The organism is Streptococcus sp. 20925_1_69 (assembly GCF_041432365.1).
Lineage (GTDB): Bacteria > Bacillota > Bacilli > Lactobacillales > Streptococcaceae > Streptococcus.
The window spans coordinates 40,292-65,901 of the sequence record NZ_JAPVZL010000009.1 but is presented as its reverse complement, the minus strand read 5'-3'; the positions used below and the strand labels follow the sequence as shown (position 1 = coordinate 65,901).

Here is a 25,610-nt window from a genome sequence, read left to right as displayed (position 1 = left end):
TTATTCTCCTATAAGGCTATCTAATTGCTCTTCTTTTTTCTCTTGCTCGTACAAATATTTGGCATCTTGCAAAACATCGTCTCCATGTTGTTTCACAACAGAAACAGATGCATCTAGCTCGTCTTTTAACTTGTAAGCCTTAGCCAAAGCTTTAGAATAACCTTTTTTAGCTTCCTTACTTGCTAAGATTTTCAAACCAAGGGTACCAAATGCGACACCACCCAAAAATAATGAAGATTTTTTCGCAACTTTTGCAACGGTTAATACTTCTTTTAACATACTTATTTCCTCCTTATCATTATTATATAGCAATTTAGATATAAAAGCAATTTTATTTTATAAATTGGAGAATTATACTCAATGAAAATCAAAGAGCAAACTAGGAAACTAGCCGCAGGCTGTACTTGAGTACGGCAAGGCGACGTTGACGTGGTTTGAAGAGATTTTCGAAGAGTATTAGTTTTATTTCTACTGAATCTCCCATCTACTTACTCCTAAAGTTGCTTTCACTTGCCTCTTTTGATACACTTAAACTATGAATACAAATCTCAAACCCAAACTTCAACGTTTTGCTTCTGCTACTACCTTTGCCTGTCCTATCTGCCAAGAAAACCTTACTCTAGTTGAAAGCAGTCTCAAATGTAGCAATCGCCATTCTTTTGACCTGGCGAAATTTGGCTATGTCAATCTAGCTCCTCAAATCAAGCAATCTACCAACTACGACAAGGAAAATTTTCAAAACCGTCAACAAATTCTAGAAGCCGGCTTTTATCAGGCTATTCTAGAGGCCATCTCTGATTTACTTTCAAACTCAAAAAATGCCAAAACAATTTTAGATATCGGTTGTGGTGAAGGTTTCTATTCTCGCAAGCTTCAAGAAAGGCATCCTGACAAAACCTTCTATGCTTTTGACATCTCCAAAGCTTCTGTCCAAATCGCTGCCAAAAGTGAACCCAACTGGGCGATCAATTGGTTTGTGGGCGACTTAGCTCATCTTCCTATACAAGATGCTAGCATGGATATCCTGCTTGATATCTTTTCGCCTGCCAACTATGGAGAATTCCATCGCGTTTTGTCCAAAAATGGTATCCTGATAAAGGTTATCCCAACTGAAAATCACCTCAAGGAAATTCGCCAGAAGGTACAAGACCAGCTGACAAAAAAGGACTATTCCAACCAAGATATCAAAAATCATTTCCAAGAACACTTCACCATCCTATCTAGCCAAACGGCCTCTCTGACTAAGGCTATCACAACAGAGCAACTCCAAGCCCTACTCAGCATGACTCCTCTACTCTTTCACGTTGATCAGAGCAAGATTAACTGGAGCGACTTGACAGAGATTACCATTGAAGCTGAGATACTTGTTGGGAAAGCATTCTAATACTCTTCGAAAATCTCTTCAAACCACACCAATTTTATCTGCAACCTCAAAGCTGTGCTTTGAGTAACCTGCGGCTAGTTGCCTAGTTTGCTCTTTGATTTTCATTGAGTATAAACTAAACTTCGCAAAAGTAGAAAACTTACTGAGAATCTTCAATATTACGAAAACGCATAAGAACAGGTGCTTAAAAACCTTAATCTTATGCGTTTTGTTATGCAAAAATCGCTGGAGTTTCTATACACATTAAGTGGAAATCTTTGAAACTAGTTCTTTTAATAACCATTGAATACCATATATTAAATTTACCCCAAATATGATATAGGCCGTATAAATCAAGTATTTCGATTTCTCCTGCCTCAAAGAATAGATTTTGTACAAGATAAACAAATTTAAAATAATAAATAATAGAGACAAAATCTTCCCTCCAAAATCAATCCTAAAAGTACACCGTCAAGCATAGCTCTAACCTTTATTTTCGATTCGAGATAAGAAACTTATCAATAAACAGTAAGTGATATAAGGCCAGTACCGAACCCCAGAAACTACCACGAAAAGAGATTTCTTGATGATTGAGAGGAAACAAATCGTGGTTACCTATATAGAGGCAGGTCAAAATGATAAATAAAATCCAAAATAAATCAGTCCATTTATATTTTGAAAAATATTTTTTCCACATAAAAACACCTTCTTTCCTACAATTATATTATAATACTTGATGTAAACGGATGCAAGAAATATGAGGTAATCTAATAAGAAGAAACATGAGGCTGAAAGACCGTAAAAATCATCATTTCTAAGCCTTCAATGTGTCTATGATTTCTCTCTTTTTAAGACAAGATTGATCCAAATCCACATCATTCAAAAAAGCGAATTTCAATCGAAATTCGCTTCATAGGAAAGTGTATTAGTATAAATCTTTTAGCTTAGTTCAAGTGCCAGATATCTTCGTTGTACTGAGCGATTGTACGGTCAGATGAGAAGAATCCTGCTTTAGCAATGTTGACGATGACTTTATCCAACCATGCGTCACGGTCTTCGTAATCAGCCAACATTTGTTCTTTAACCTTGATGTAGTCTTCCAAGTCAAGAAGAGTCATGAACCAGTCTTTGTTGATCAATTCATTGTAAAGACGTTCCAAGCGTTCTTTGTTTCCAGCTGCAAGAACTGCATCGCTAACGATGAAGTCAACCAATGGTTTGATAGCTTCACGAGCGTAGAATTCGCTTGATTTGTAAGCTGCTTTAGCGTAAAGATCGATAACAGTTTCTGAATCTTCACCGAAGATGTAAATGTTTTCGTCCCCAACCAACTCAGCGATTTCCACGTTAGCACCGTCCATAGTACCAAGAGTCAAAGCTCCGTTCAACATGAATTTCATGTTACCAGTACCTGAAGCTTCTTTAGAAGCAAGTGAGATTTGTTCTGAGATATCACATGCTGGGATAAGGAAGCTTGCTGCAGTAACGTTGTAGTTTTCAACCATAACTACTTGCAAGTGTGGAGCTACTGCTGGATCGTTAGCAATAACTTCTGACATGCAAAGAATCAAGTGGATGATGTCTTGAGCAATTGTGTAGGCTGGAGCTGCTTTACCACCAAAGAAGATTGTGATTGGGCGAGCAGGGATGTTACCAGCTTTGATATCAAGGTATTTGTGGATCACGTACAAAGCGTTCATTTGTTGGCGTTTGTACTCGTGAAGACGTTTGATTTGGATATCAAAGATAGAGTTTGTATTGATTTCCACACCTTGGTGTTCTTTCAAGTGACGAGCCAATTTACGTTTGTTGTGAGCCTTGATGCTTTCCAATTTTTCTTTGACAGCTGCTTTGTCTTCATAAGACAAAAGTTTTTCAAGCTCATCTGCTTCATGGTGCCAACCGTCTCCAAGAATCTCATCCAAGTAGTGAGACAAGCTTGGGTTAGCATGCATGAGCCAACGACGGAAAGTGATACCGTTTGTTTTGTTGTTGAATTTTTCTGGGTAAAGGTCGTAGAAAGCTTTCAACTCAGAATTTTTCAAGATTTCAGTGTGAAGTGCTGCAACCCCGTTAACGCTATATCCGTAGTGGATATCCATGTGAGCCATGTGAACACGTCCGCTCTCATCGATAATTTGAACAGCTGGATCTTTGTATTCTGCTTTCACGCGACGGTCCAATTCTTTAATGATTGGTACCAAGTGAGGAACCACTTCTTGCAAGAATTCAAGAGGCCATTTTTCAAGGGCTTCAGCAAGGATTGTGTGGTTAGTGTAGGCAGTCATGCTACGAACGATTGAGATTGCTTCGTCAAGCTCGATACCACGTGCAGTCAAAAGACGGATCAATTCAGGGATAACCATTGATGGGTGAGTATCGTTGATTTGTACAACTGCGTAGTCAGCAAGGTCATGCAAGTTGCTTCCTTTTTCGATTGCTTCGTCGATAATCAATTGCGCACCGTTTGAAACCATGAAGTATTGTTGGAAGATACGGAGCAATTCACCTTGACGGTCACTATCATCTGGGTAAAGGAAGAGAGTCAAGTTGCGAGCGATATCTGTCTTGTCAAAGTTGATACCATCTTTAATAATAGAAGAATCAACTGAATCCAAGTCAAACAAACGCAAGCGGTTTTTAGTTGCTGTTTCATAACCAGTAACATCAATATCGTAAAGAGTTGATGTCAAAGTAAAGTCTGCAAATGGTACTTGGTAGCTACGGCTTGAGCGAACCAACCAGTTTTGCTCTGTCAACCATGCATTTGGAATTGTTTCTTGTTGGTTGTTTTTAAGAACTTGTTGGAAAAGACCAAAGTGGTAGTTAAGACCAACACCGTCACCGTTCAAACCAAGAGTCGCAATTGAGTCGATAAAGCAGGCAGCCAAACGTCCCAAACCACCATTACCAAGAGATGGTTCCAATTCAACTTCTTCAACTTCGATCAAGTCTTTACCTGCAGCAGCAAGTTCTTTTTTGACATCGTCGTAAAGACCAAGGTTGATCAAGTTGTTTGACAAGAGTTTACCAATCAAGAACTCAGCTGAGATATAGTAAACTTTCTTTTTACCAGTGTTGACTGGTTTTTGGCTGCTTGCAAGCTTGCTGTAGTTAAGAAGAGCAAGGTAAAGCTCTTCATTGCTACATTCTGCAATGGTTTTATTGTAACGATTTTGTACAAATTCTTGTAGTGATAACATGTTTAAGGTGTCTCCTGATATTGTATTATTTCTTTAATTCTACCAAATTTTCATTAATTCGTCGATAGATTGTTGTCAAGTCAAGCAAGCCTTCCTCGACAGCTGGTGTCAATTGATCTTCAGTCATACGCCAAGACCAGTTTCCACCAAGGGTAGATGGGAAGTTCATACGAGCTGTCTCATCCAATTCTAGCAAATCTTGCATAGTTGCAATTGCCATGAAGCTAACTGATGAAAAGACTGTACGAAGCATAGCGTGTGGAACTGTTTCGTATTCTTTACGGTTAGTATAGCGAGCCATGTACTCACGAGTCGCATCATCGATCTCGTTACGGTACCAACCAAGGACCGTGTTGTTATCGTGTGTTCCTGTGTACATAACTGAGTTAGCAGGTGCCAAGTGTGGGCTATCGATACTTTCGTCTTCTGGATTGAAAGCAAATTGAAGAATCTTCATTCCTGGGAAGCCAGTACGTTCGCGCAACTCGATAACTTCATCAGTCATGAATCCAAGGTCTTCAGCGATGATGTTTAGCTCACCAAGTTCTTTCTTAACGGCTGCAAAAAGCTTGTAGCCCGGACCTTTGACCCACTCACCAGGTGCTGCTGTATCGGAACCAGCAGGGATCTCCCAGTAAGATTCGAAACCACGGAAGTGGTCGATACGAACGATGTCGTAGATTTTGAAGCTTTCACGCAAGCGTTCAATCCACCATTTGTAGCCGTCTTTATCCATTGCTTCCCAGTCATAGATTGGGTTACCCCAAAGCTGACCAGTTGCAGAAAACTCATCTGGTGGGCATCCTGCGATGCAAGTCGCCTTACCGTTGACATCTGTCTTGAAGAGATGTGGATTTGCCCACATATCGCTTGAATCTTCCGCTACGTAGATTGGCATGTCTCCAACGATTTCGATGTGGTTGTCGTTAGCGTAAGCTTTCAATTTCAACCATTGTTGGAAGAAGAAGTACTGAGTCACACGGTGGTAAACCAACTTGTCTGCCAATTGCTCACGGTAGCTTTCAAGTGCTGTAGCTTTACGAGCGCGAGCATCTGCATCTGGCCATTCAGTCCAAGCAAGATTGTCAAAATGCTCTTTGATAGCCATATACTCTGCAAAGAGTTCAAGCCATGATTGGTTGTCTTGAGCAAATTTCTCAAAATCTTTAACATCTCCTACTTCCAAGAAACGTTTTACCGCTTTTTCTAAAAGAGGACGACGTGCATAGTAGATTTTCGCATAATCAACTTCAGACGCATCGCTACCAAAGTCAACTCCTTCAAAGTCACTTGCTTCCAATAAACCTTGCTCCACCAAGATATCCAAATCGATAAAATGAGTGTTTCCTGCGAAGGCTGAGAAAGACTGGTAAGGAGAATCTCCGTAACTAGTTGTTCCTAATGGAAGGATTTGCCAGTAACGTTGTTTTGTACGGACCAAGAAATCAACGAAGTCGTAAGCACTTTGACCAAATGATCCGATTCCGTAGGCTCCTGGGAGAGAAGAGATGTGCATCAACACACCACTTTGACGTTTTTTCATAAACAACACCTCGTGTATTTGTAGTTTAAATTTTCATTTTTGGGCGCAAACGTTTGCGTTAAGATAATTATAGCGTATTTCCCCGACAATTGCAAGCGTTTTTAAAAAACTTTTTGATTATTTTTTTAAAAAAACTTGTCCTTCTTTATGTATACATATACATTTTCCTTTTCTATTTACAAAATCTTCTTCAACTACAAATAGAAGGCCCAACTTAGCCTACTTTTGGTCTAGAGCAATTTATTTTTTGTTCAAAATCCAGGCAATCGTTTCCCTAAATAATTTCAGTAAAAGCATGAAAATATATTTTCTAACTTTTCTTCTATTATAAACAAATAAAACGCTTACCCTTTCCGTGAAATTTTTTTAAAATTTTTACAAAAAACACTTGCAACCGTTTTCTATTTGTGCTATACTAGTCCCATAAAGGAAAACGTTTGCGTTTCCTCATTATAAAATTTGTTATTCTTTAGGAGGAATACACTATGTCATCTAAATTCATGAAGAGCGCTGCTGTGCTTGGAACTGCTACACTTGCTAGCTTGCTTTTGGTAGCTTGCGGAAGCAAAACTGCCGATAAACCTGCTGATTCTGGTTCATCTGAAGCGAAAGAAATCACTCTTTACGTTGAGGACCAATACAAAGCTTATGCTGAAACAGTAGCTAAAGCTTATAAAGAACAATCAGGAACAACAGTTAACATCAAATCTGGTGACCAAATGGGTGGGCTTGACAAACTTTCTCTTGACAACCAATCAGGTCAAGCTCCTGACGTTATGATGGCTCCATACGACCGTGTAGGTAGCCTTGGTACTGACGGACAACTTTCAGAAGTTAAATTGAGCGACGGTGCTAAAACAGATGATAAAACTAAATCTCTTGTAACAGCTGCTGACGGTAAAGTTTACGGTGCTCCTGCCGTTATCGAGTCACTTGTTATGTACTACAACAAAGACTTGGTAAAAGAAGCTCCAAAAACATTTGCTGACTTGGAAAACCTTGCTAAAGATAGCAAATACGCATTCGCTGGAGAAGATGGAAAAACTTCTGCTTTCCTAGCTGACTGGACAAACTTCTACTTTGCATACGGACTTCTTGCTGGTAACGGCGGTTACGTATTCGGACAAAACGGTAAAGACGCTAAAGACATCGGTCTTGCAAACGACGGCGCTATCAAAGGTGTAGAATACGCTAAAACTTGGTATGAAAAATGGCCTAAAGGTATGCAAGATACTGAAGGAGCTGGAAACCTAATCCAAACTCAATTCCAAGAAGGTAAAACAGCTGCTATCATCGATGGACCTTGGAAAGCTCAAGCCTTCAAAGACGCTAAAGTAAACTACGGTGTTGCAACTATCCCAACTCTTCCAAACGGAAAAGACTACGCAGCATTTGGTGGTGGTAAAGCTTGGATCATCCCATCAAGCACTAAGAACCTTGAAGCTGCTCAAAAATTTGTAGACTTCCTTGTTTCAACTGAACAACAAAAAGCCTTCTACGATAAAACTAATGAAATCCCAGCTAACACTGAAGCTCGTTCATACGCTGAAGGTAAAAATGATGAGTTGACAACAGCTGTTATCAAACAGTTCAAGAACGCTCAACCAATGCCAAACATCTCTCAAATGTCAGCTGTTTGGGACCCAGCTAAAACAATGTTGTTTGAAGCTGTAAGTGGTAAGAAAGATGCTAAAACAGCTGCTAACGATGCTGTAACATTGATCAAAGAAACAATCAAACAAAAATTTGGTGAATAAAAAATTTGTTCAAGGGGGGTGGAAATCAAATCCCCCTTTGAATTTATCAACGAAAACACAAATAGTTTAGGTTTTATCTAGAAACCAGTATCCTATGAAAGGAGTTATTATGGAAAAGCAACAACCTAGTAAAGCAGCCCTGCTGTCTATCATTCCTGGGTTAGGACAGATTTACAACAAACAAAAAGCCAAAGGTTTTATCTTCCTTGGTGTAACCATCGTATTTGTCCTTTATTTCCTAGCACTTGCAGCCCCTGAATTGAGCAACCTCATCACTCTTGGTGACAAGCCAGGTCGTGATAATTCCCTCTTCATGCTGATTCGCGGTGCCTTCCATTTAATCTTTGTAGTTGTTTATGTACTCTTTTATTTAGCAAATATCAAAGATGCACATAAAACTGCCAAACACATTAATAATGGTATTCCAGTAGCACTTACCTTTAAAGAAATGATCAAAGGAATCTATGAAAATGGTTTCCCTTACCTCTTGATTATTCCTTCTTACATTGCTATGACCTTTGCAATCATCTTCCCAGTTATCGTAACCTTGATGATTGCCTTTACCAACTACGACTTCCAACACTTGCCACCAAACAAATTGTTGGACTGGGTTGGTTTGACGAACTTTACGAACATCTGGAGTTTGAGTACCTTCCGTTCTGCCTTCGGTTCCGTTCTTTCTTGGACCATCATCTGGGCTTTGGCTGCCTCAACTTTACAAATCGTAATCGGTATCTTCACAGCTATCATTGCTAACCAACCATTTATCAAAGGAAAACGTATCTTTGGTGTTATTTTCCTTCTTCCTTGGGCTGTCCCAGCCTTCATCACTATCTTGACATTCTCAAATATGTTTAATGATAGTGTCGGTGCTATCAACACTCAAGTCTTGCCAATCTTTGCTAAATTCCTTCCTTTCCTTGATGGTGCTCTTATTCCTTGGAAAACAGATCCAACTTGGACAAAAATTGCCTTGATTATGATGCAAGGTTGGCTTGGATTCCCATACATCTACGTTTTGACTTTAGGTATTTTACAATCTATCCCTAACGACCTTTACGAAGCAGCTTATATTGACGGTGCCAATGCTTGGCAAAAATTCCGCAACATCACTTTCCCAATGATCTTGGCCGTTGCGGCACCTACTTTGATTAGCCAATACACCTTCAACTTTAACAACTTCTCTATCATGTACCTCTTCAATGGTGGAGGACCTGGTAGTGTCGGAGGTGGAGCTGGTTCAACCGATATCTTGATCTCATGGATCTACCGTTTGACAACAGGTACATCTCCTCAATACTCAATGGCGGCAGCTGTTACCTTGATTATCTCTATCATTGTCATCTCAATCTCTATGATTGCATTCAAGAAACTACACGCATTTGATATGGAGGACGTCTAAGATGAATAACTCAATTAAACTCAAACGTAGACTGACTCAAACCCTTACTTACCTCTACTTAATTGGCCTATCAATCGTGATTATCTATCCACTTTTGATTACCATCATGTCAGCCTTTAAAGCAGGTAACGTCTCAGCCTTTAAACTAGATACTAATATCGACCTCAATTTTGATAACTTTAAAGGCCTCTTCACTGAAACCTTGTACGGTACTTGGTACCTCAATACTTTGATTATCGCCTTGATTACCATGGTTGTTCAAACAAGTATCATCGTACTTGCTGGTTATGCCTACAGCCGTTACAACTTCTTGGCTCGTAAACAAAGTTTGGTCTTCTTCTTGATTATCCAAATGGTGCCAACCATGGCCGCTTTGACAGCCTTCTTCGTTATGGCGCTTATGTTGAACGCCCTTAACCACAGCTGGTTCCTCATCTTCCTCTACGTTGGTGGAGGTATCCCGATGAATGCTTGGCTCATGAAAGGCTACTTCGATACAGTGCCAATGTCTCTAGACGAATCTGCAAAACTAGACGGTGCAGGACACTTCCGCCGCTTCTGGCAAATTGTTCTTCCACTTGTTCGCCCAATGGTTGCTGTACAAGCTCTCTGGGCCTTCATGGGACCTTTCGGGGACTACATCCTCTCTAGTTTCTTGCTTCGTGAGAAAGAATACTTTACTGTTGCCGTAGGTCTCCAAACCTTCGTTAGCAATGTGAAAAACATGAAGATCGCCTACTTCTCAGCAGGTGCTATCCTCATCGCCCTTCCAATCTGTATTCTCTTCTTCTTCCTACAAAAGAACTTTGTTTCAGGACTTACAAGTGGTGGCGACAAGGGATAATATATCCCCGCCACCCTTTTTCATTTTATACTCTTCGAAAACCTCTTCAAACCACGTCAGCTTTATCTTGCCGTAGTACGGTTACTGACTTCGTCAGTTCTATCCACAACCTCAAAACAGTGTTTTGAGCAGCCTGCGGCTAGCTTCCTAGTTTGCTCTTTGATTTTCATTGAATATTAGCGATTGCTACTGTAAATAATATTCTTGCAACAAGCAATTTTTCTCCTAGACTTGAAATAAAGCGCATTTCTCTATATAATAATACTCATATAGAAAACACCTTTTAGAAAGATACCTATGCTTCCATATCCATTTTCTTATTTTTCAAGTATTTGGGGATTTCGTAAGCCCCTGTCCAAACGTTTCGGACTCAACTGGTTCCAACTTCTCTTTACCAGTGTCTTCCTTATTAGCTTGTCTATGGTACCCATTGCCATCCAAAACAGCTCACAGGATACTTATCCGCTAGAAACCTTTATCGATAATGTCTATGAACCATTGACAGATGAGGTTGTCCAGGATCTCTCTGAACATGCTACAATTGTTGATGGTAAATTTACTTATACAGGAACAGCTAGTCAAGCCCCTTCTCTTTTAATCGGTCCAAGTCAAAGCAAGGAATTACCTAAGGACTTGCAACTGCATTTCGATACGAATGAGCTCGTCATCAGCAAGGAAAGTAAGGAACTGACCCGTGTCTCTTACCGAGCGATTCAGACTGAGAGTTTCAAAAACAAAGACAGCTTGACCCAAGCCATTTCTAAAGACTGGTACCAACAAAATCGTGTCTATATCAGTCTCTTCCTAGTTCTCGGTGCAAGCTTCCTCTTTGGTTTGAATTTCTTTATCGTCTCTCTAGGGGCTAGTCTTCTCCTTTATATCACTAAGAAATCCCGCCTCTTTTCATTTAGAACCTTTAAAGAGTGCTACCATTTTATCTTGAACTGTTTAGGATTGCCAACTCTGATTACGCTTATTTTGGGATTATTTGGCCAAAATATGTCAAACCTCATCACTGTACAAAACATTCTTTTTGTCCTTTATCTGGTCACTATCTTTTATAAAACGCATTTCCGTGATCCAGATTACCATAAATAGGAGATTTTTATGCCCGTTACGATTAAAGACGTGGCCAAGGCTGCTGGTGTTTCGCCTTCAACCGTAACCCGTGTTATTCAAAACAAATCAACCATTAGCGACGAAACAAAAAAACGCGTTCGCAAGGCGATGAAGGAGCTCAATTACCACCCCAACCTCAATGCTCGTAGCTTGGTAAGTAGCTATACCCAAGTTATCGGCTTGGTACTTCCTGATGACTCAGATGCCTTCTACCAGAATCCTTTCTTCCCATCTGTCCTACGCGGCATCTCTCAAGTCGCATCTGAAAACCACTATGCCATTCAGATAGCAACAGGGAAAGATGAGAAGGAGCGTCTTACTGCCATCTCACAAATGGTCTATGGTAAACGTGTAGACGGTTTAATTTTCCTTTATGCCGAAGAGGAAGATCCTTTAGTCAAACTGGTGGCTGATGAGCAGTTCCCCTTCCTCATCCTCGGAAAATCTCTGTCCCCCTTCATTCCACTTGTCGATAATGACAACGTTCAAGCTGGCTTTGATGCGACTGAATATTTCATCAAAAAAGGCTGCAAGCGAATTGCCTTTATCGGAGGGACTAAGAGACTCTTCGTAACACAAGACCGTTTAACAGGCTATGAGTCAGCACTCAAACAGTACCAACTGCCTCTTGATAGTAACTTGACCTATTTTGCGAACGAATTTCTAGAAGAAAAAGGTTATCAATTCAGTAAGCGTTTATTTAAACACGATCCTATGATTGATGCTATCATCACAACTGATAGCCTCCTAGCTGAAGGAGTCTGTGACTACATCGCTAAGCACCAGCTGGATGTCCCTGTTCTCAGCTTCGACTCAGTCAATCCCAAGCTCAACTTGGCAGCCTATGTCGATATCAATAGCCTAGAACTTGGTCGAACATCATTTGAAACGATTCTTCAGATTATCAACGATGCTAAAAGCAATAAACAAATTTGTTACCGTCAGTTGATCGCTCACAAAATTATCGAAAAATAAAACCAGCTCACGCTGGTTTTTTTGGTCACTATACTCAATGAAAATCAAAGAGCAAACTAGGAAGCTAGCCGCAGGTTGCTCAAAGCACAGCTTTAAGGTTGCAGATAAAGCTGACGTGGTTTGAAGAGATTTTCGAAGAGTATTAATTTTCTGTTTCAACGAATCGTCCCAGAATATGAACATTCTCAGATACAGAGACAAAGGCGCCCGGATCCACCTGTTTCATAATCTGTTTAAATTCATTAAACTCTGCACGTGTAATGACAGTAATTAAAACTGCCTTTCTCTCGTGATTATAGGTTCCTTCTGCATCGTGGATCATGGTTGCTCCGCGGTGCAATTTTTTATGGATTTTTTCAATTACCTTGTCTGGATGATTGGTCACAATCATGGCCTGCATGCGTTTTTGCTTGGTAAAGACCGCATCTGTCACACGGCTAGAGACAAAGATGGTAATCATAGAGTAGAGAGCGTATTTCCAACCAAAGGTCAAACCTGCTATCAGCATGATGGTCCCATTGACCAAGAAAGAAATACTACCAACATTCTTACCTGTTTTCTTGCGAATGGTCAGGCTGACGATATCCGTTCCACCACTGGAGATATTGTTGCGAAGAGCAAAACCAATCCCCAAGCCCATGACAACACCCCCAAAAAGGGCATTGATAATGGGATCCTCCGTCAAGGTCGCCACCGGGACAAACTGGATAAAGAAAGAACTCATGGATACCGTGATAAAGGTAAAAACAGTAAACTTATGGCCAATCTGATACCAAGCCAAGACCATCAAAGGAAAATTAATGGCGTAGAAGGTCAACGAAATCGGAATATGAAAACCAAACCAGTGATTACTCAAGGCAGAGATAATCTGTGCCAGACCTGTCGCACCACTCGAATATACATGCCCTGGTTGGAAAAAGAAATTGACCGCTACTGCTGATAAAAAACCATAGACCAGAGAGGCCGAAATCTTCTCATCATATTTTTCCCGAGAGATACTTTGTAAGACACGTAAAATTTTTATCTGATAAGCAAAGCGGCGCAGATAATAGCGCCACCGCTTAATTCGTTTTGCTTGTTTCATCTTCTTCTACTTGTAAGCTGAGTTCCTCTAGTTGTTTGAGAGCTACTGTTGAAGGAGCTTGTGTCATTGGGTCAGTTGCCTTATTGTTCTTAGGAAAGGCAATGACTTCACGAATATTTTCTTCTCCTGCTAAGAGCATGACAAATCGGTCAAGCCCGATAGCCAAACCACCGTGTGGTGGGAAACCATAGTCCATGGCTTCAAGAAGGAAGCCAAACTGGTCATTTGCTTCTTCAGCTGAGAAGCCAAGAGCCTTGAACATGCGTTCTTGAAGATCTTTTTGGTTGATACGAAGGCTACCACCACCAAGCTCATAACCGTTCAAGACGATATCGTAAGCAATGGCACGAACCTTAGCCAAATCACCTTCTAATTCGTGAGCAGTCTCTTCTTGTGGAAGGGTGAATGGATGGTGGGCACTCATGTAACGGCCTTCTTCTTCAGACCATTCAAACATTGGCCAATCAACCACCCAAAGGAAGTTGTATTTATCGTTATCAATCAAACCAAGCTCTTTGGCAATACGTCCACGAAGGGCACCAAGAGTTGCATTAGCCACTTCAAGCGTATCCGCCACAAAGAGAACCAAGTCCTTATCTTCAAGAGCAAGCGCTGTTGTCAATCCTGCTTGGATGCCAGTCAAGAACTTAGCAACTGGTCCATTTAATTCTCCATCAACAACCTTAACCCAAGCAAGACCTTTGGCACCATACTGTTTGGCTACTTCCGTCATCTTGTCGATGTCTTTACGTGAATAGTTGTCCGCAGCTCCTTTGACTACAATTGCTTTTACAGCAGGTGCTTCTGAAAAGACTTTGAAGTCTACACCTTTGACCACTTCTGTCAAGTCCTGAAGTAACATGTCAAAACGAGTATCTGGCTTGTCAGAACCGTAAAGAGACATCGCATCATCGTATTTCATACGAGGAAATGGAAGCGTTACTTCGATACCTTTAGTCTCCTTCATCACGCGCGCAATCAAACCTTCTGTGATATCTTGGATTTCTTGCTCAGTAAGGAAAGACGTTTCCAAGTCGACCTGAGTGAACTCAGGCTGGCGGTCACCACGCAAGTCCTCGTCACGGAAACATTTAACGATTTGGTAGTAACGGTCAAAACCAGCATTCATCAAGAGCTGTTTCGTGATTTGTGGACTTTGAGGAAGAGCATAGAAATGCCCTTTATTAACACGAGATGGCACCAAATAGTCACGCGCCCCTTCAGGCGTTGACTTAGAAAGGAATGGTGTCTCCACGTCGATAAACTCCAACTCATCCAAGTAATTACGGATAGAGTGGGTCACCTTAGCACGAAGTTTAAGATTTTCTAACATTTCTGGACGGCGAAGGTCAAGGTAACGGTAACGCAAACGTGTATCGTCATTGGCCTCAATGCCATCCTTAATCTCAAATGGGGTTGTCTTAGCTGTATTAAGCACTGTCAGAGCTGTCACGTTTAACTCAACTGCACCAGTTGGCAACTTATCATTGGCTTGCTCACGCGCAGCGACCTGTCCAGTCACCTCGATAACAAATTCGCTACGAAGGCTTTCAGCTGTTGCCATGACCTCTGCAGATACTTTTTCAGGATTGATAACCAACTGCATGATTCCTTCACGGTCACGAAGGTCGATAAAGATCAAACCACCAAGGTCACGACGACGACCAACCCATCCTTTCAAGGTCATTTCTTGTCCGATGTGTTCCTCACGAACACAACCAGCATACATACTACGTTTCATTGTTTCTCTCCTCTTTTATTCTGTTACTATTTTACCATAAAAGCGCAGGCTCTTCATGAAAATCATCAGAAAAGTTTGCCAGTCTTTAAAAATTAACGCACATACAAAAATCCGATGAAGTTCACCGGACTCTTTTATTTTGAATTGTTTCCTGCTTTACGCTTTTCAGCAATTTCGGCTGCCTTTCGAGGCAAGACAATTTCCGTTGTGTAAGCTGTCCCAAAACGCCAGATACCAGCAATAGGGGCAAAGACTACTGCGAGATGGCTGTAGAAGAAATCACCTTTGAAGGCATAAGCTAACGCCCCAATGATGAAAAACAGAACGACTGCTTGAATCACTGCTAATAAAATTACTCGTTTCATGTGACCTCCTGACTCTATTATAGCATGAGAATCATCAAAAAGCTGACTAAATTATTCAAAGCGTGGAGAGAAATACTGTAGACCAGACCTTTTCTGCTAATATAAGCCAAGCCCAAGCTAAAACCAAGACTAGTATAAACTAAAAATTGTTGCACATCACCTGGGAAATGAATCAAGGCAAAGATAATACTAGATATTAAAAGAAAAATCAGGGTTTGTTTACTATTGTCCTGCTTAGGAAAGAGATAACGTGCCAACATCCCTCTAAAGATAAGTTCTTCCGTCAAAGGAGCAAAAATAACGATCACAAAGAAAGAGAAGAGTGGCTGAGCCAAGGTCAAGTCTGTCGCTGTTTGCTGATTTACTGAAGGATTATCGGGCAGGAAGAATTGAACGACAAGAGATAAGAACCAAACCAAGGCAGGGAGCCAAATAAATCGATTAAAACCATTTTCTTCAATGTGAATAGGAGCCTTTTTATACCATTTGTAAACACAGTATACATAAACTCCAGCCAAGGCCACATAGAGTAAGGTAACAGCATAAACTGAAGCACCCAGTTTCAGAGATTCTATAGCCATACTCAGAACGGTACCATAGATAAACGAAAAAGATAGAACAGCTAGAAGAAACCAGCCAAGATTTTTAAGTAATTTCATAAAGAACTCCTATCTTGCTTTATAGCTGTTTTTCAATACAAAGAGATTTGCTATTCCTAACACAAGTACCCAGGCAAGTAACATACCAATATTAGAAAAAGATATTTCCCCACCTTTTTTATTTAAAAGATTTACAATTGGACCAATAAAAGAGTAATCCAACACTTTTTGAACCGTATCATTTTGAAGAGCAAACATGGGTAAAAAAGAGACGATAAACATAGGAAAGATACTATAAACTTGCGCTTTAGACTGAGTATCTGACACCGCACCGATTAGAAGGTTGAGAAAAATAACACTAATAGTTGCTAGGACCAAATAGATAACATAGGCAAATAAGTAACCTGATACATCCACTTTAAGATAGATTGGTAGTGAAATCATTCCAAGCAACATAATCAACATAGGGAGAATGAGCATACTGAAAGTATATTCTGTTGCTGTCACACCACTTAGGATGAGTGATTTAAGATTGCGCTTTTCCTTATCTTCTGCCATCATAATCGATACCATATAACCACTTCCCATGCTCAAGACCATCGTCAAACTCATAGAAAGGAAATACGTACTCAATTCTCCACTCTTGTTTAAGAACTCATTATATAGAACAGTCGCTCCAAAAGGCATCAATAGAGTCGCCAACAAAGTTGAATTGCTGATAAGAACTTGTAATCTTAACCATAGTAGGGCATTTAATTTTCTAAACATCTAACTTTTCTCCTGTTAATCTGATAAAGATTTCTTCTAAAGTTGGCTCACAAGAGTGGACCACCATCAAATCTGTCGTGTCTAAATGTGGTAATTCTTCAAATGGAACTATCTGTTCTCGTCCGTCGTTATAAGCTACACGTACTTTCTTATCCACATGGTACTTCTGGATGATATCTTGCGGACTTCCATACTCTATTAAGTTCCCCTTATTTAAAAGAGATAAGCGATCACAAAGCAGAGTTGCTTCATGCATATCATGCGTGGTCAGAAAGATCGTTGTCCCCGCCTGCTTTAATTCTTGTAGTAGGGTATGAATCATCTTAGATGTTGTAGGGTCTAAGCCACTGGTTGGCTCATCTAGAAAGAGAATCTTAGGTGCATTAAGAAGGGCACGAGCCAAGAACATTCGTTGTTTCATTCCTGTAGATAGTTTTTCTGCGATAACATCTTTAGCATCTGCCAATCCAACCTGTTGGAGCACCTGAACTACTCTATCTGACTTGAGACCATATAACTTAGCGTAGATAAGAAGATTTTTGTAAAGACTCATCTTTTCATAAAAACCACTTCCATCACTAACAATACCAATTTGTTCCAAATCATTTGAGGTTAAATCTTGAGAATTCTTGCCTAACAAAACTGTTTTACCTTGATCTGCAGCCAACTGACCTGTCAAGACATTGATCATGGTTGTTTTACCTGAGCCAGAAGGGCCAAGAAAACCAAAGATTTCACCCTCCTTAATCTCAAAAGAAATCTGATGAAGAGCTTTTTTGCTCCCAAAACTTTTGCTCACATTTTCAACACGAATCATAGAAACTCCTTTATTTGAAATAGCGTTTTACCATAGGCAACTGCATCACATTGATATAAATATGGATGGCTCCTACAAGCAAGAAGGCTAGTAGCTGAATCTCTCCTGTCAAGACAGAAATGATAAAAAGAAAAATATATAAGCCTGGTAAGACATACTGATTTAATTGGAATAAAATCCGAAAACTCTGTTCCAAATTAGCCTGACGCTCCCCTTCATCATAAGAATTAATATAGTTCAAGACATCCTTCGGTGTAGCGAAAAGTTCCAAATCAAACTGACGAACAATCGCAATTGTTTTAGAAAGATATTTTTGACTCTGCAAGAACAGCACTAATTCCAAAAAGGAAAGGGAAAATGTTATACGACTTACATCGAGTACAATTACTTCACTACCTGAGATGACAAGAGCCAATAAAATCGCTACACTTGTAATATTAGAAGTAATGTTTCCAAACTCGAGATTCCGATACATTTGCACATAATAGGTTTCATTCAGATCATCATCTATTTCCTCTTGATACAAGGAGTGAAATTTTCTGCTTTTCTTTAAGAAATTGAACGTCAAAAGAATACCAACAAAACCTAATAGTAAACCAATAGCTGATATCCAGGGTAGCAAGATTTTTACATCTAACATAATTCCGTGGGATTCGGCACCAGCCTTCAACATATCTACAAACATATACAAAAAAGCTCCCAAGACAACAGGAATTAAAAATAACAATCCACGTTTCTTTTTCATATTCATTCTCCTTTTTCACTTGCTAGGTTTTTGGATTTCTTTTCAATCCATTCAACTACTGGGATGAGGGCAAAGTAGGCCCAAATAAATTGGTCACTTTGATAGGGATTGAACCAGCCTAGATCCATCCCAATTAGTAGAAACACGCTGACTAATAAAGCTATGGCAACTACATAATAAATCACTTTATACTTGTTCATCACTCGTCCTCCTCCAAGCGAAATACCGATTCGACTGTTTCGTTGAAAATCTGAGATATTTTCAAGGCAATCACAACGGACGGGGTGTATTCGTCCCGTTCTAATAGGCTGATAGTCTGTCTGGAAACCTCTGCTAGCTTGGCTAGTTCGGTTTGATTGAGACCATCGCGAGCCCGCAGCTCTTTTAGACGATTTTTTAGTTGCATGTTACACACCTACTTTCCGTCAAATTCAACAGTTTGGATATCCTCAATGCGTTGTAGTTTGAATTTTTCTTTTCCTTTTTTATTAACACGACGTAGCTTGACCCATTCCTCATCAACATCCACAACTTCCCAGTTATCTGTTCCAAAAACTTGTCCAACGATTGTCGGTGTTTTCCCAATCAATTCTTTTAAAATTCTTGACATTTCTTTATTTCCTTTCTGTTTTTGCTCAATTCTTTTGATTTTATTCTCTAGTTTCTTGACCTTTTGGGAATGGTAGATATAATACATAATCACAAGAGGTACAAATCCTAATGCCCACATAATCGTTCCTTGCTCCTTTTCTCTTAACTTGCTTACATTGTAACACATCTTTTTCTTTTTGACAAGGATATTTGTCAAAAAGTTTATGATTTTTGTCATTTTGCAAAAGAAAAAGGTCAGGAATAAGATCCTGGCCAGTTTTTCTACTATTAAAAGCCTAGTTTTTCAAAGATTTCTGAGAAGTTTTGGCTGATTGTCTCAAGTGACACTTGCACTTCTTCTCGGCTTTGATTGTTCTTGACTGTCACTTGTCCGCTTTCGACTTCGCTCTCTCCTAGGGTGATGAGGGTCTTAGCCGCAAAGACATCGGCTGACTTGAATTGAGCTTTGAGCTTACGGTTGAGGTAATCACGCTCTGCTTTGAAACCTTGTTGGCGAAGAGCTTGTACCAATTCCAAGGCCTTAGCATTTGCTCCTTGACCCAAGACTGCGATATAGACATCTAGGGTGTTTTCGATAGGGAGGGCCACACCTTGCTTTTCAAGAATGAGAAGCAGGCGCTCCACACCAAGTCCAAAACCAAAGCCAGCAGTTTCAGGGCCTCCAAAGTAAGAAACCAAACCATCGTAACGACCACCCGCACAGACTGTCAGGTCATTGCCCTCAATCTCAGTGATAAACTCGAAAATGGTGTGGTTGTAGTAGTCCAGACCACGCACCATATTGGTATCGATGATATAATCTACTCCAAGATTCTCCAACATCTGACGCACAACATCAAAATGAGCTTGGCTTTCTTCATCAAGGAAGTCCAAGATAGAAGGCGCATTCTCTACTGCTACCTTGTCTTCTTTCTCCTTAGAGTCCAAGACACGGAGAGGATTTTCCTCCAAACGACGTTGGCTATCCTTAGACAAGGTCTCCTTGAGCGGTGTTAAGTAGTCAATCAAGGCTTGACGGTAGGCCGCACGGCTCTCAGGATTTCCAAGAGTGTTGAGGTGCAACTTGACACCTTGGATACCGATTTCTTTCAAGAAATGGGCTGCCATCGCGATTGTTTCCACATCGGTAGCTGGATTACTAGAGCCAAAACACTCAACCCCAATCTGGTGGAACTGGCGCAAACGCCCTGCCTGTGGACGCTCATAGCGGAACATAGGGCCCATGTAGTAGAACTTACTTGGCTTTTGCACTTCTGGAGCGAAAAGTTTATTTTCCACATAGGAACGGACAACTGGCGCAGTTCCTTCTGGACGGAGGGTGATATGGCGGTCACCCTTGTCATAGAAGTCGTACATTTCCTTGGTCACGATATCCGTTGTATCTCCGACAGAGCGACTGATAACCTCGTAATGCTCAAAAATAGGCGTGCGCACTTCTGCATAGTTATAGCGCTTGAAAATTTCACGGGCAAAGCCCTCAACGTACTGCCACTTGGCAGATTCAGCAGGTAAAATATCCTGCGTTCCTTTTGGTTTTTGTAATTTCATAGGGAATCCTCTTTAAACTTAATAGTCTTATTTTACCATAAATAGAGGGATTAAAACAGTATGAAAAAAATTAGGATTTATACTCAATGAAAATCAAAGAGCAAACTAGGAAACTAGCCGCAGGTTGCTCAAAACAGTGTTTTGAGGTTGTGGATAGAACTGACGAAGTCAGCTCAAAGCACTGCTTTGAGGTTGTAGATAGAACTGACGAAGTCAGTAACCATATCTACGGCAAGGCAACGCTGACGTGGTTTGAAGAGATTTTCGAAGAGTATTAGATATCATTTTTGAGATTAATAACTGTCAAAAAAATAGCTAGCAAGGAAAGACCAACAAATAGCATCCAAGTCAACTGTATATTCCATACAGCTACAAGTGAAAAACAAGCTGTTCCCACAGGTATGGATAAGGTAAACAATAAACCTAAAAAATTACTGGTACGAGCTAGAACCTCTGGAGCTAGATTTTTCAGGAGCAAGGCACTAATCTTTGGTTGAACTTTAGCAGACACATACAGAGTTGAACAGATAAATAGTAAACCAAGTACGACTTGATTGAATAAATTAGCTAGACCAACTAGACTGAGTCCTACGGTCACCCACATCATCAATCTAGGCAAGGACTGCTTCCCAAAATAATCATTGCCCGTAAGGCTACTGATGATGATTGCTAACACAGCACAGAATTGACTGATAAATAATGCCTCTGTGTAAGAAAAGTCCAAAAGAGAATGGCTCAAAAAGAAGATGTTATAGATGCTTCCTAAAGCGCCACCCAAGGCATTGATAAGCAAGACAGCAAAGAGCATAAAGCCAAAGTTTTTCTGTCCACCTTTAAGAAAAACGAGACGTAAATTTCGATAAATCGTTAGGAACTGCTCTTTGATAGAAAGCTTCTCATTTTTTAGGATTTCACCATCAGCAGATGAAAGTGACAGGCTCAATTTGCTTTTTCCTAAAAAGAGAATAGAGGCTGATACGAGGAAAAAGCAGGCATTGATTCCCGCAACGAGGGAAAAATTGTTGACCGATAGACCTAAGAGCCAGACTCCAAAAGCTTGACCCCCAATAGCTGAAATATAGGTGATGAATTGGGAAAAAGAATAAGCCTCCATCAAATCCTCTTCAGCTACTTTTTCCTTAATGAGAGGCATGCGCAAACCACCAGCAAAATCACTGATGACATCACTAATGACATTGATCAAACACAGGCTAGAAAAGGCAAATAGACTAGCTTGCTGAACAACTAGGGCTGCCAGAAAAAATAAAACCGCCTGAAACAAACCGCTATAGACCATCCATTTGACCTTGTCTCTCGTGTAATCTGCCCGAATCCCTACAAAAACTGTAAAGAGAGTCGGAATGATCATGACAATATTCGCCATAGCAACAGCAAAAGAGGCTTGTTGCAAGGTCGATGCATAGACGATAAAGACCAGATTGAAAATTGAAGCACCAAAAGCATTGAAGAAGCGTGACAAAGTCAAGAGTCGATAAGCTTGATTTCTAAACAATAGTTTCATAGATAATCTCCCTTCTTGTTAGAAGTTTTATGTGAAGTATGACTATAGTATAGCACTTAGAAATGTTAGAGGAAAAACTTTTGAATATATGCAACAAATAAAATGAGCAAAAAGAAACGATAGAAGTTCTCCAGTGACACGAGAGAGGTCAATAGTTATATCGCTTCAAATTTTAACTTATTTTCTTAGTTTGCAGATATTCAACAATCGGTCGTTTTTCTATAGTATTCGGCAGATTTATTACAGCCAAGCATCTCAAAAATACGGACAGCATCTTCCATCTTTTTTCGCCCTTCCTTGACTCTGCCTTGCTTGCTATCAAGGAGACCTTCCGCCCACAAATAGACAATTCGGAAATAGGTCTCATTTTCATTGTAGAAATGCTCTTCGATAACACGTTTAAAATAAGAGGCATTGGTAAATTCTTCACACTCAATGCTAGCTAAAAAACCATTCAATAGTATAGTGTGAAACAGGTTTCGATTGCCAGACACTTCCATTAGAAAATCAGATTTTCGTACCATTTCTCGTACATACCTAGTGAAAAGAGAAACAGATAGAAATGGTGAACTGACTGAAAATAAATTGAGTTCATAGATTCCCCAAATCTCGGTAGAAAACAAATAATCATGAAGGACTTTCCCTTCCTCTGCTGTTAACTCTACCCTTTCATCCATGCTCTTCATATAAGACTTGATAATAATGGCATTTAGAATATGTTTCTGTTTGTTTTGAGAATGGGCATGCTTTTGATACTCCCTGCGATACAAGTCTTCAAGAGGAGCTATATTCTTTGGATCCAAGACATCTATGATTTCTTTTCTCAACTCAGAATCTGTATCATACTGAAAACCTCTCGCTAGAAAGAGGATTTCCTCTACACTGGCAGATATATTTTCTAGGGCAAATAGAAACTTTTCCACCGAAAGCTCACTCTGACCTGTTTCAAAGCGAGATAACATAGACGGCGAAAATTGTCCCCCAGTTGCTTGTCTCAGCGAGATATTTCTTGATTCTCGTAATTGTCTAAAGACTTTTCCAATCTGCTCCATAGGCTTCCCCTTGATTCAGTATTTTCTTCATTTTATCATATTTTTCAGAAAATTCATCAAAAACTTGCCAAATTGTCAGAATTATGAGAAAATAGAGGATATTTATCACGTGGAGGGACTGTAATGAGAGAGGATATCAAAATCAATGACCGTGCTTTGGCCTTGCAAGACCAAATTATCGAAAAACTAGAGAAGGTTTTTGATACAGATGTGGAATTGGATGTTTACAATCTAGGGTTGATTTATGAAATCAATCTGGATGAAACAGGTCTCTGCAAGATTGTCATGACCTTCACCGATACTGCCTGCGATTGCGCCGAAAGCCTGCCTATCGAAATCGTGGCAGGTCTGAAACAAATCGAGGGTATCGAAGATGTCAAGGTTGAAGTTACCTGGTCGCCTGCTTGGAAAATCACACGAATCAGTCGCTACGGCCGTATTGCCCTTGGACTACCACCTCGTTAAGCAGGTCAATAACTTTTAAAGATGAAAAAAAGCAAGCCAAAGTTGGCTTGCTTTTTGATATTCAATAAAAATCAAAGAGCAAACTAGGAAACTAGCCGCAGGTTGCTCAAAACAATGTTTTGAGGTTGTAGATAGAACTGACGAAGTCAGTAACCATACCTACGGCAAGGCGACGTTGACGTGGTTTGAAGAGATTTTCGAAGAGTATGAGTTTATTTTTTACCTGACTTGTCCATATTCCAGAAGTCTGTCACGGCTCCACGTGAAGCAGATGATACGATATGGGCATATTTACCGAGGACACCACGACTGTAAAGCGGTGGCAAGGTTGTTTCTGCCTTACGTTTTTCAAGTTCTTCTTCCGATACGGCCATGGAAATTTCTTTGGTATCTTGGTCAACCGTAACGATATCGCCTGTACGAAGGTAGGCAATTGGTCCACCATCCTGAGCTTCAGGAGCGATATGTCCAACAACCAGACCATAAGTACCACCAGAGAAACGGCCATCCGTCAAGAGGGCAACCTTGTCTCCTTGACCTTTACCAACAATCATTGATGAAAGTGAGAGCATCTCAGGCATACCAGGACCACCCTTAGGTCCCACGAAACGAACAACGACAACATCGCCATCAACGATTTCATCTGTCAGAACAGCCTGAATCGCATCTTCTTCTGAGTCAAAGACCTTAGCTGGACCAACGTGACGACGCACTTTCACACCTGATACCTTGGCAACCGCACCGTCTGGTGCAAGGTTCCCGTTCAAGATGATAAGCGGACCGTCTGCACGTTTTGGATTTTCAAGTGGCATGATAACTTTTTGACCTGGTGTGAGGTCTGCAAAGTCAGCTAAGTTTTCAGCAACAGTCTTACCAGTACATGTGATGCGATCTCCGTGAAGGAAACCATTTGCCAAGAGGTATCTCATAACCGCAGGCACACCACCGACTTCGTAAAGGTCTTGGAAGACATACTGACCAGATGGTTTCAAGTCGGCCAAGTGAGGCACACGCTCTTGGATCGTATTGAAGTCCTCAAGCGACAAGTCAACATTGGCAGCATGGGCAATGGCAAGCAAGTGAAGAGTGGCGTTTGTAGAACCACCGAGAGCCATAGTTACAGTGATAGCATCTTCAAAGGCTTCACGAGTCAAGATATCTGACGGTTTGAGACCGAGCTCCAACATCTTAACAACAGCACGTCCTGCTGCTTCGATATCTTCTTTCTTATCAGCTGATTCAGCTGGGTGAGAGGATGAACCTGGCAAACTCATACCGAGAACTTCTATAGCAGTCGCCATGGTATTAGCTGTGTACATACCACCACAACCACCAGGGCCAGGGCAGGCATTACATTCAAGACGTTTCACATCCTCAGCTGTCATATCACCGTGGTTCCATTTTCCGATACCCTCAAAAACAGAAACCAAGTCAATGTCTTTGCCATCAAGATTTCCCGGTGCAATGGTTCCACCATAGGCGAAAATAGCTGGAATATCCATATTAGCAATGGCAATCATAGAACCAGGCATGTTCTTGTCACAGCCACCGATAGCGACGAAGGCATCCACATTGTGACCACCCATAGCCGCCTCGATAGAGTCCGCAATGATATCACGAGATGTTAGGGAAAAACGCATACCAGGCGTTCCCATGGCAATCCCGTCCGCTACGGTAATTGTCCCAAACTGCACAGGCCAAGCACCTGCCGATTTGACACCTTCTTTGGCTAATTTCCCAAAATCATGCAAGTGAATGTTACATGGTGTATTTTCCGCCCAAGTCGAAATCACTCCCACAATCGGTGTTTCAAAGTCCTTATCTGTCATACCAGTCGCACGAAGCATAGCACGGTTTGGTGATTTTACCATACTATCATAAATGCTACTGCGGTGACGTCTATCTAATTCAGTCATTTGTTCCCTCCCATTTCAGTTTTTACTATTATAGCACATTTTAAAGGCAATGAACAGAAGAAAATTCTTGAATTTTCAGAAAATTCTATACACATATAAACATTTTAAATTAAAAACAACAAAGCGGATCAGGGCACTTTCTGATTACCAGAATATGCTTTTAATCCGCT

26 protein-coding genes are annotated in these 25,610 nt (G+C 40.5%); 8 read left to right on the top strand and 18 right to left on the bottom strand.

Annotated features, from left to right (window positions below):
• Window positions 1-279 (bottom strand): DUF6110 family protein, encoded by a 279-nt coding sequence (locus O3601_RS07255; RefSeq protein ID WP_000910909.1) that lies wholly within the window; start codon window positions 277-279, stop codon window positions 1-3.
• A 256-nt stretch (window positions 280-535) separates the two neighbouring features.
• Between O3601_RS07255 and O3601_RS07250 the strand changes: the two genes are divergently transcribed.
• The gene (locus tag O3601_RS07250) at window positions 536-1,384 is read left to right on the top strand and encodes a putative RNA methyltransferase (RefSeq protein ID WP_371472086.1); all 849 of its coding nucleotides are present in this window, start codon (window positions 536-538) and stop codon (window positions 1,382-1,384) included.
• Window positions 1,385-1,853: 469 nt separating this feature from the next.
• Here the strand turns inward: O3601_RS07250 and O3601_RS07245 are convergent, their stop codons facing one another.
• The 3 genes from O3601_RS07245 to malQ form a co-directional block, all read right to left on the bottom strand.
• Complete coding sequence (locus O3601_RS07245; RefSeq protein WP_000265674.1) at window positions 1,854-2,060, bottom strand: hypothetical protein; 207 nt, start codon at window positions 2,058-2,060, stop codon at window positions 1,854-1,856.
• A gap of 247 nt (window positions 2,061-2,307) precedes the next feature.
• Entirely contained in the window at window positions 2,308-4,566 is a 2,259-nt protein-coding gene (gene glgP, locus O3601_RS07240; RefSeq protein ID WP_371472084.1) for a glycogen/starch/alpha-glucan family phosphorylase, read from the bottom strand.
• 25 nt (window positions 4,567-4,591) lie between these two features.
• Window positions 4,592-6,109, bottom strand: a complete 1,518-nt coding sequence (gene malQ, locus O3601_RS07235; RefSeq protein ID WP_371472082.1) for a 4-alpha-glucanotransferase — start codon at window positions 6,107-6,109, stop codon at window positions 4,592-4,594.
• Between the two features lie 485 nt (window positions 6,110-6,594).
• Between malQ and O3601_RS07230 the strand changes: the two genes are divergently transcribed.
• From O3601_RS07230 to O3601_RS07210, 5 genes are all read left to right on the top strand, one after another.
• On the top strand, window positions 6,595-7,866 hold the full coding sequence (locus O3601_RS07230; RefSeq protein ID WP_000095466.1) for an extracellular solute-binding protein: 1,272 nt from the start codon (window positions 6,595-6,597) through the stop codon (window positions 7,864-7,866).
• Between the two features lie 109 nt (window positions 7,867-7,975).
• On the top strand, window positions 7,976-9,268 hold the full coding sequence (locus tag O3601_RS07225; protein WP_031227879.1) for a carbohydrate ABC transporter permease: 1,293 nt from the start codon (window positions 7,976-7,978) through the stop codon (window positions 9,266-9,268).
• A gap of 1 nt (window position 9,269) precedes the next feature.
• On the top strand, window positions 9,270-10,112 hold the full coding sequence (locus O3601_RS07220) for a sugar ABC transporter permease (protein WP_001065648.1): 843 nt from the start codon (window positions 9,270-9,272) through the stop codon (window positions 10,110-10,112).
• Window positions 10,113-10,409: 297 nt separating this feature from the next.
• Window positions 10,410-11,210: a DUF1189 domain-containing protein gene (locus tag O3601_RS07215; protein WP_166736740.1), complete on the top strand. Its 801-nt coding sequence runs from the start codon at window positions 10,410-10,412 to the stop codon at window positions 11,208-11,210.
• Between the two features lie 9 nt (window positions 11,211-11,219).
• Entirely contained in the window at window positions 11,220-12,206 is a 987-nt protein-coding gene (locus tag O3601_RS07210; RefSeq protein WP_120719255.1) for a LacI family DNA-binding transcriptional regulator, read from the top strand.
• Between the two features lie 142 nt (window positions 12,207-12,348).
• On the opposite strand, the gene O3601_RS07205 is transcribed toward O3601_RS07210, so the two are convergent.
• The 11 genes from O3601_RS07205 to hisS all read right to left on the bottom strand — a co-directional run bounded on the left by O3601_RS07205 (window position 12,349) and on the right by hisS (window position 20,485).
• The gene (locus O3601_RS07205; protein WP_000806291.1) at window positions 12,349-13,290 is read right to left on the bottom strand and encodes a YitT family protein; all 942 of its coding nucleotides are present in this window, start codon (window positions 13,288-13,290) and stop codon (window positions 12,349-12,351) included.
• Window positions 13,268-15,031, bottom strand: coding sequence for an aspartate--tRNA ligase (gene aspS, locus O3601_RS07200; protein ID WP_371472077.1), 1,764 nt, complete (start codon window positions 15,029-15,031; stop codon window positions 13,268-13,270). Before aspS ends, O3601_RS07205 begins: the two co-directional genes overlap by 23 nt.
• A gap of 134 nt (window positions 15,032-15,165) precedes the next feature.
• Window positions 15,166-15,396 (bottom strand): hypothetical protein, encoded by a 231-nt coding sequence (locus O3601_RS07195; RefSeq protein WP_000832186.1) that lies wholly within the window; start codon window positions 15,394-15,396, stop codon window positions 15,166-15,168.
• Between the two features lie 17 nt (window positions 15,397-15,413).
• Complete coding sequence (locus O3601_RS07190) at window positions 15,414-16,055, bottom strand: type II CAAX endopeptidase family protein (RefSeq protein ID WP_265471772.1); 642 nt, start codon at window positions 16,053-16,055, stop codon at window positions 15,414-15,416.
• Window positions 16,056-16,064: 9 nt separating this feature from the next.
• The gene (locus O3601_RS07185; RefSeq protein WP_050261012.1) at window positions 16,065-16,763 is read right to left on the bottom strand and encodes an ABC transporter permease; all 699 of its coding nucleotides are present in this window, start codon (window positions 16,761-16,763) and stop codon (window positions 16,065-16,067) included.
• Window positions 16,756-17,580 (bottom strand): ABC transporter ATP-binding protein, encoded by an 825-nt coding sequence (locus O3601_RS07180; RefSeq protein ID WP_371472073.1) that lies wholly within the window; start codon window positions 17,578-17,580, stop codon window positions 16,756-16,758. The genes O3601_RS07185 and O3601_RS07180 overlap by 8 nt, the downstream gene beginning before the upstream one ends.
• Before the next feature lie 10 nt (window positions 17,581-17,590).
• The gene (locus O3601_RS07175) at window positions 17,591-18,331 is read right to left on the bottom strand and encodes a DUF3169 family protein (protein WP_080710041.1); all 741 of its coding nucleotides are present in this window, start codon (window positions 18,329-18,331) and stop codon (window positions 17,591-17,593) included.
• Window positions 18,328-18,525, bottom strand: coding sequence for a hypothetical protein (locus O3601_RS07170; protein WP_101782278.1), 198 nt, complete (start codon window positions 18,523-18,525; stop codon window positions 18,328-18,330). The genes O3601_RS07175 and O3601_RS07170 overlap by 4 nt, the downstream gene beginning before the upstream one ends.
• Entirely contained in the window at window positions 18,525-18,731 is a 207-nt protein-coding gene (locus O3601_RS07165) for a helix-turn-helix transcriptional regulator (protein WP_001176233.1), read from the bottom strand. The genes O3601_RS07170 and O3601_RS07165 overlap by 1 nt, the downstream gene beginning before the upstream one ends.
• A gap of 9 nt (window positions 18,732-18,740) precedes the next feature.
• On the bottom strand, window positions 18,741-19,154 hold the full coding sequence (locus tag O3601_RS07160; protein WP_153226419.1) for a hypothetical protein: 414 nt from the start codon (window positions 19,152-19,154) through the stop codon (window positions 18,741-18,743).
• A gap of 50 nt (window positions 19,155-19,204) precedes the next feature.
• Complete coding sequence (gene hisS, locus O3601_RS07155; RefSeq protein WP_153226420.1) at window positions 19,205-20,485, bottom strand: histidine--tRNA ligase; 1,281 nt, start codon at window positions 20,483-20,485, stop codon at window positions 19,205-19,207.
• An 86-nt stretch (window positions 20,486-20,571) separates the two neighbouring features.
• On the opposite strand from hisS, the gene O3601_RS07150 reads away from it, so the two are divergent.
• A complete protein-coding gene (locus O3601_RS07150) occupies window positions 20,572-20,763 on the top strand; it encodes a hypothetical protein (protein WP_371472069.1) in 192 nt (63 codons plus the stop codon).
• Here the strand turns inward: O3601_RS07150 and O3601_RS07145 are convergent.
• Window positions 20,760-22,007, bottom strand: a complete 1,248-nt coding sequence (locus O3601_RS07145) for a transporter (protein ID WP_371472067.1) — start codon at window positions 22,005-22,007, stop codon at window positions 20,760-20,762. The two genes, O3601_RS07150 and O3601_RS07145, sit on opposite strands and share 4 nt — an antisense overlap.
• Window positions 22,008-22,207: 200 nt before the next feature.
• Complete coding sequence (gene rgg / locus O3601_RS07140) at window positions 22,208-23,059, bottom strand: quorum-sensing system transcriptional regulator Rgg (protein WP_316126995.1); 852 nt, start codon at window positions 23,057-23,059, stop codon at window positions 22,208-22,210.
• Between the two features lie 123 nt (window positions 23,060-23,182).
• On the opposite strand from rgg, the gene O3601_RS07135 reads away from it, so the two are divergent.
• On the top strand, window positions 23,183-23,524 hold the full coding sequence (locus tag O3601_RS07135) for a metal-sulfur cluster assembly factor (RefSeq protein ID WP_001206380.1): 342 nt from the start codon (window positions 23,183-23,185) through the stop codon (window positions 23,522-23,524).
• A 212-nt stretch (window positions 23,525-23,736) separates the two neighbouring features.
• Here O3601_RS07135 and ilvD read toward each other — a convergent pair whose 3' ends face one another.
• Entirely contained in the window at window positions 23,737-25,440 is a 1,704-nt protein-coding gene (gene ilvD / locus O3601_RS07130) for a dihydroxy-acid dehydratase (protein ID WP_371472066.1), read from the bottom strand.
• Window positions 25,441-25,610 lie beyond the last annotated feature (170 nt).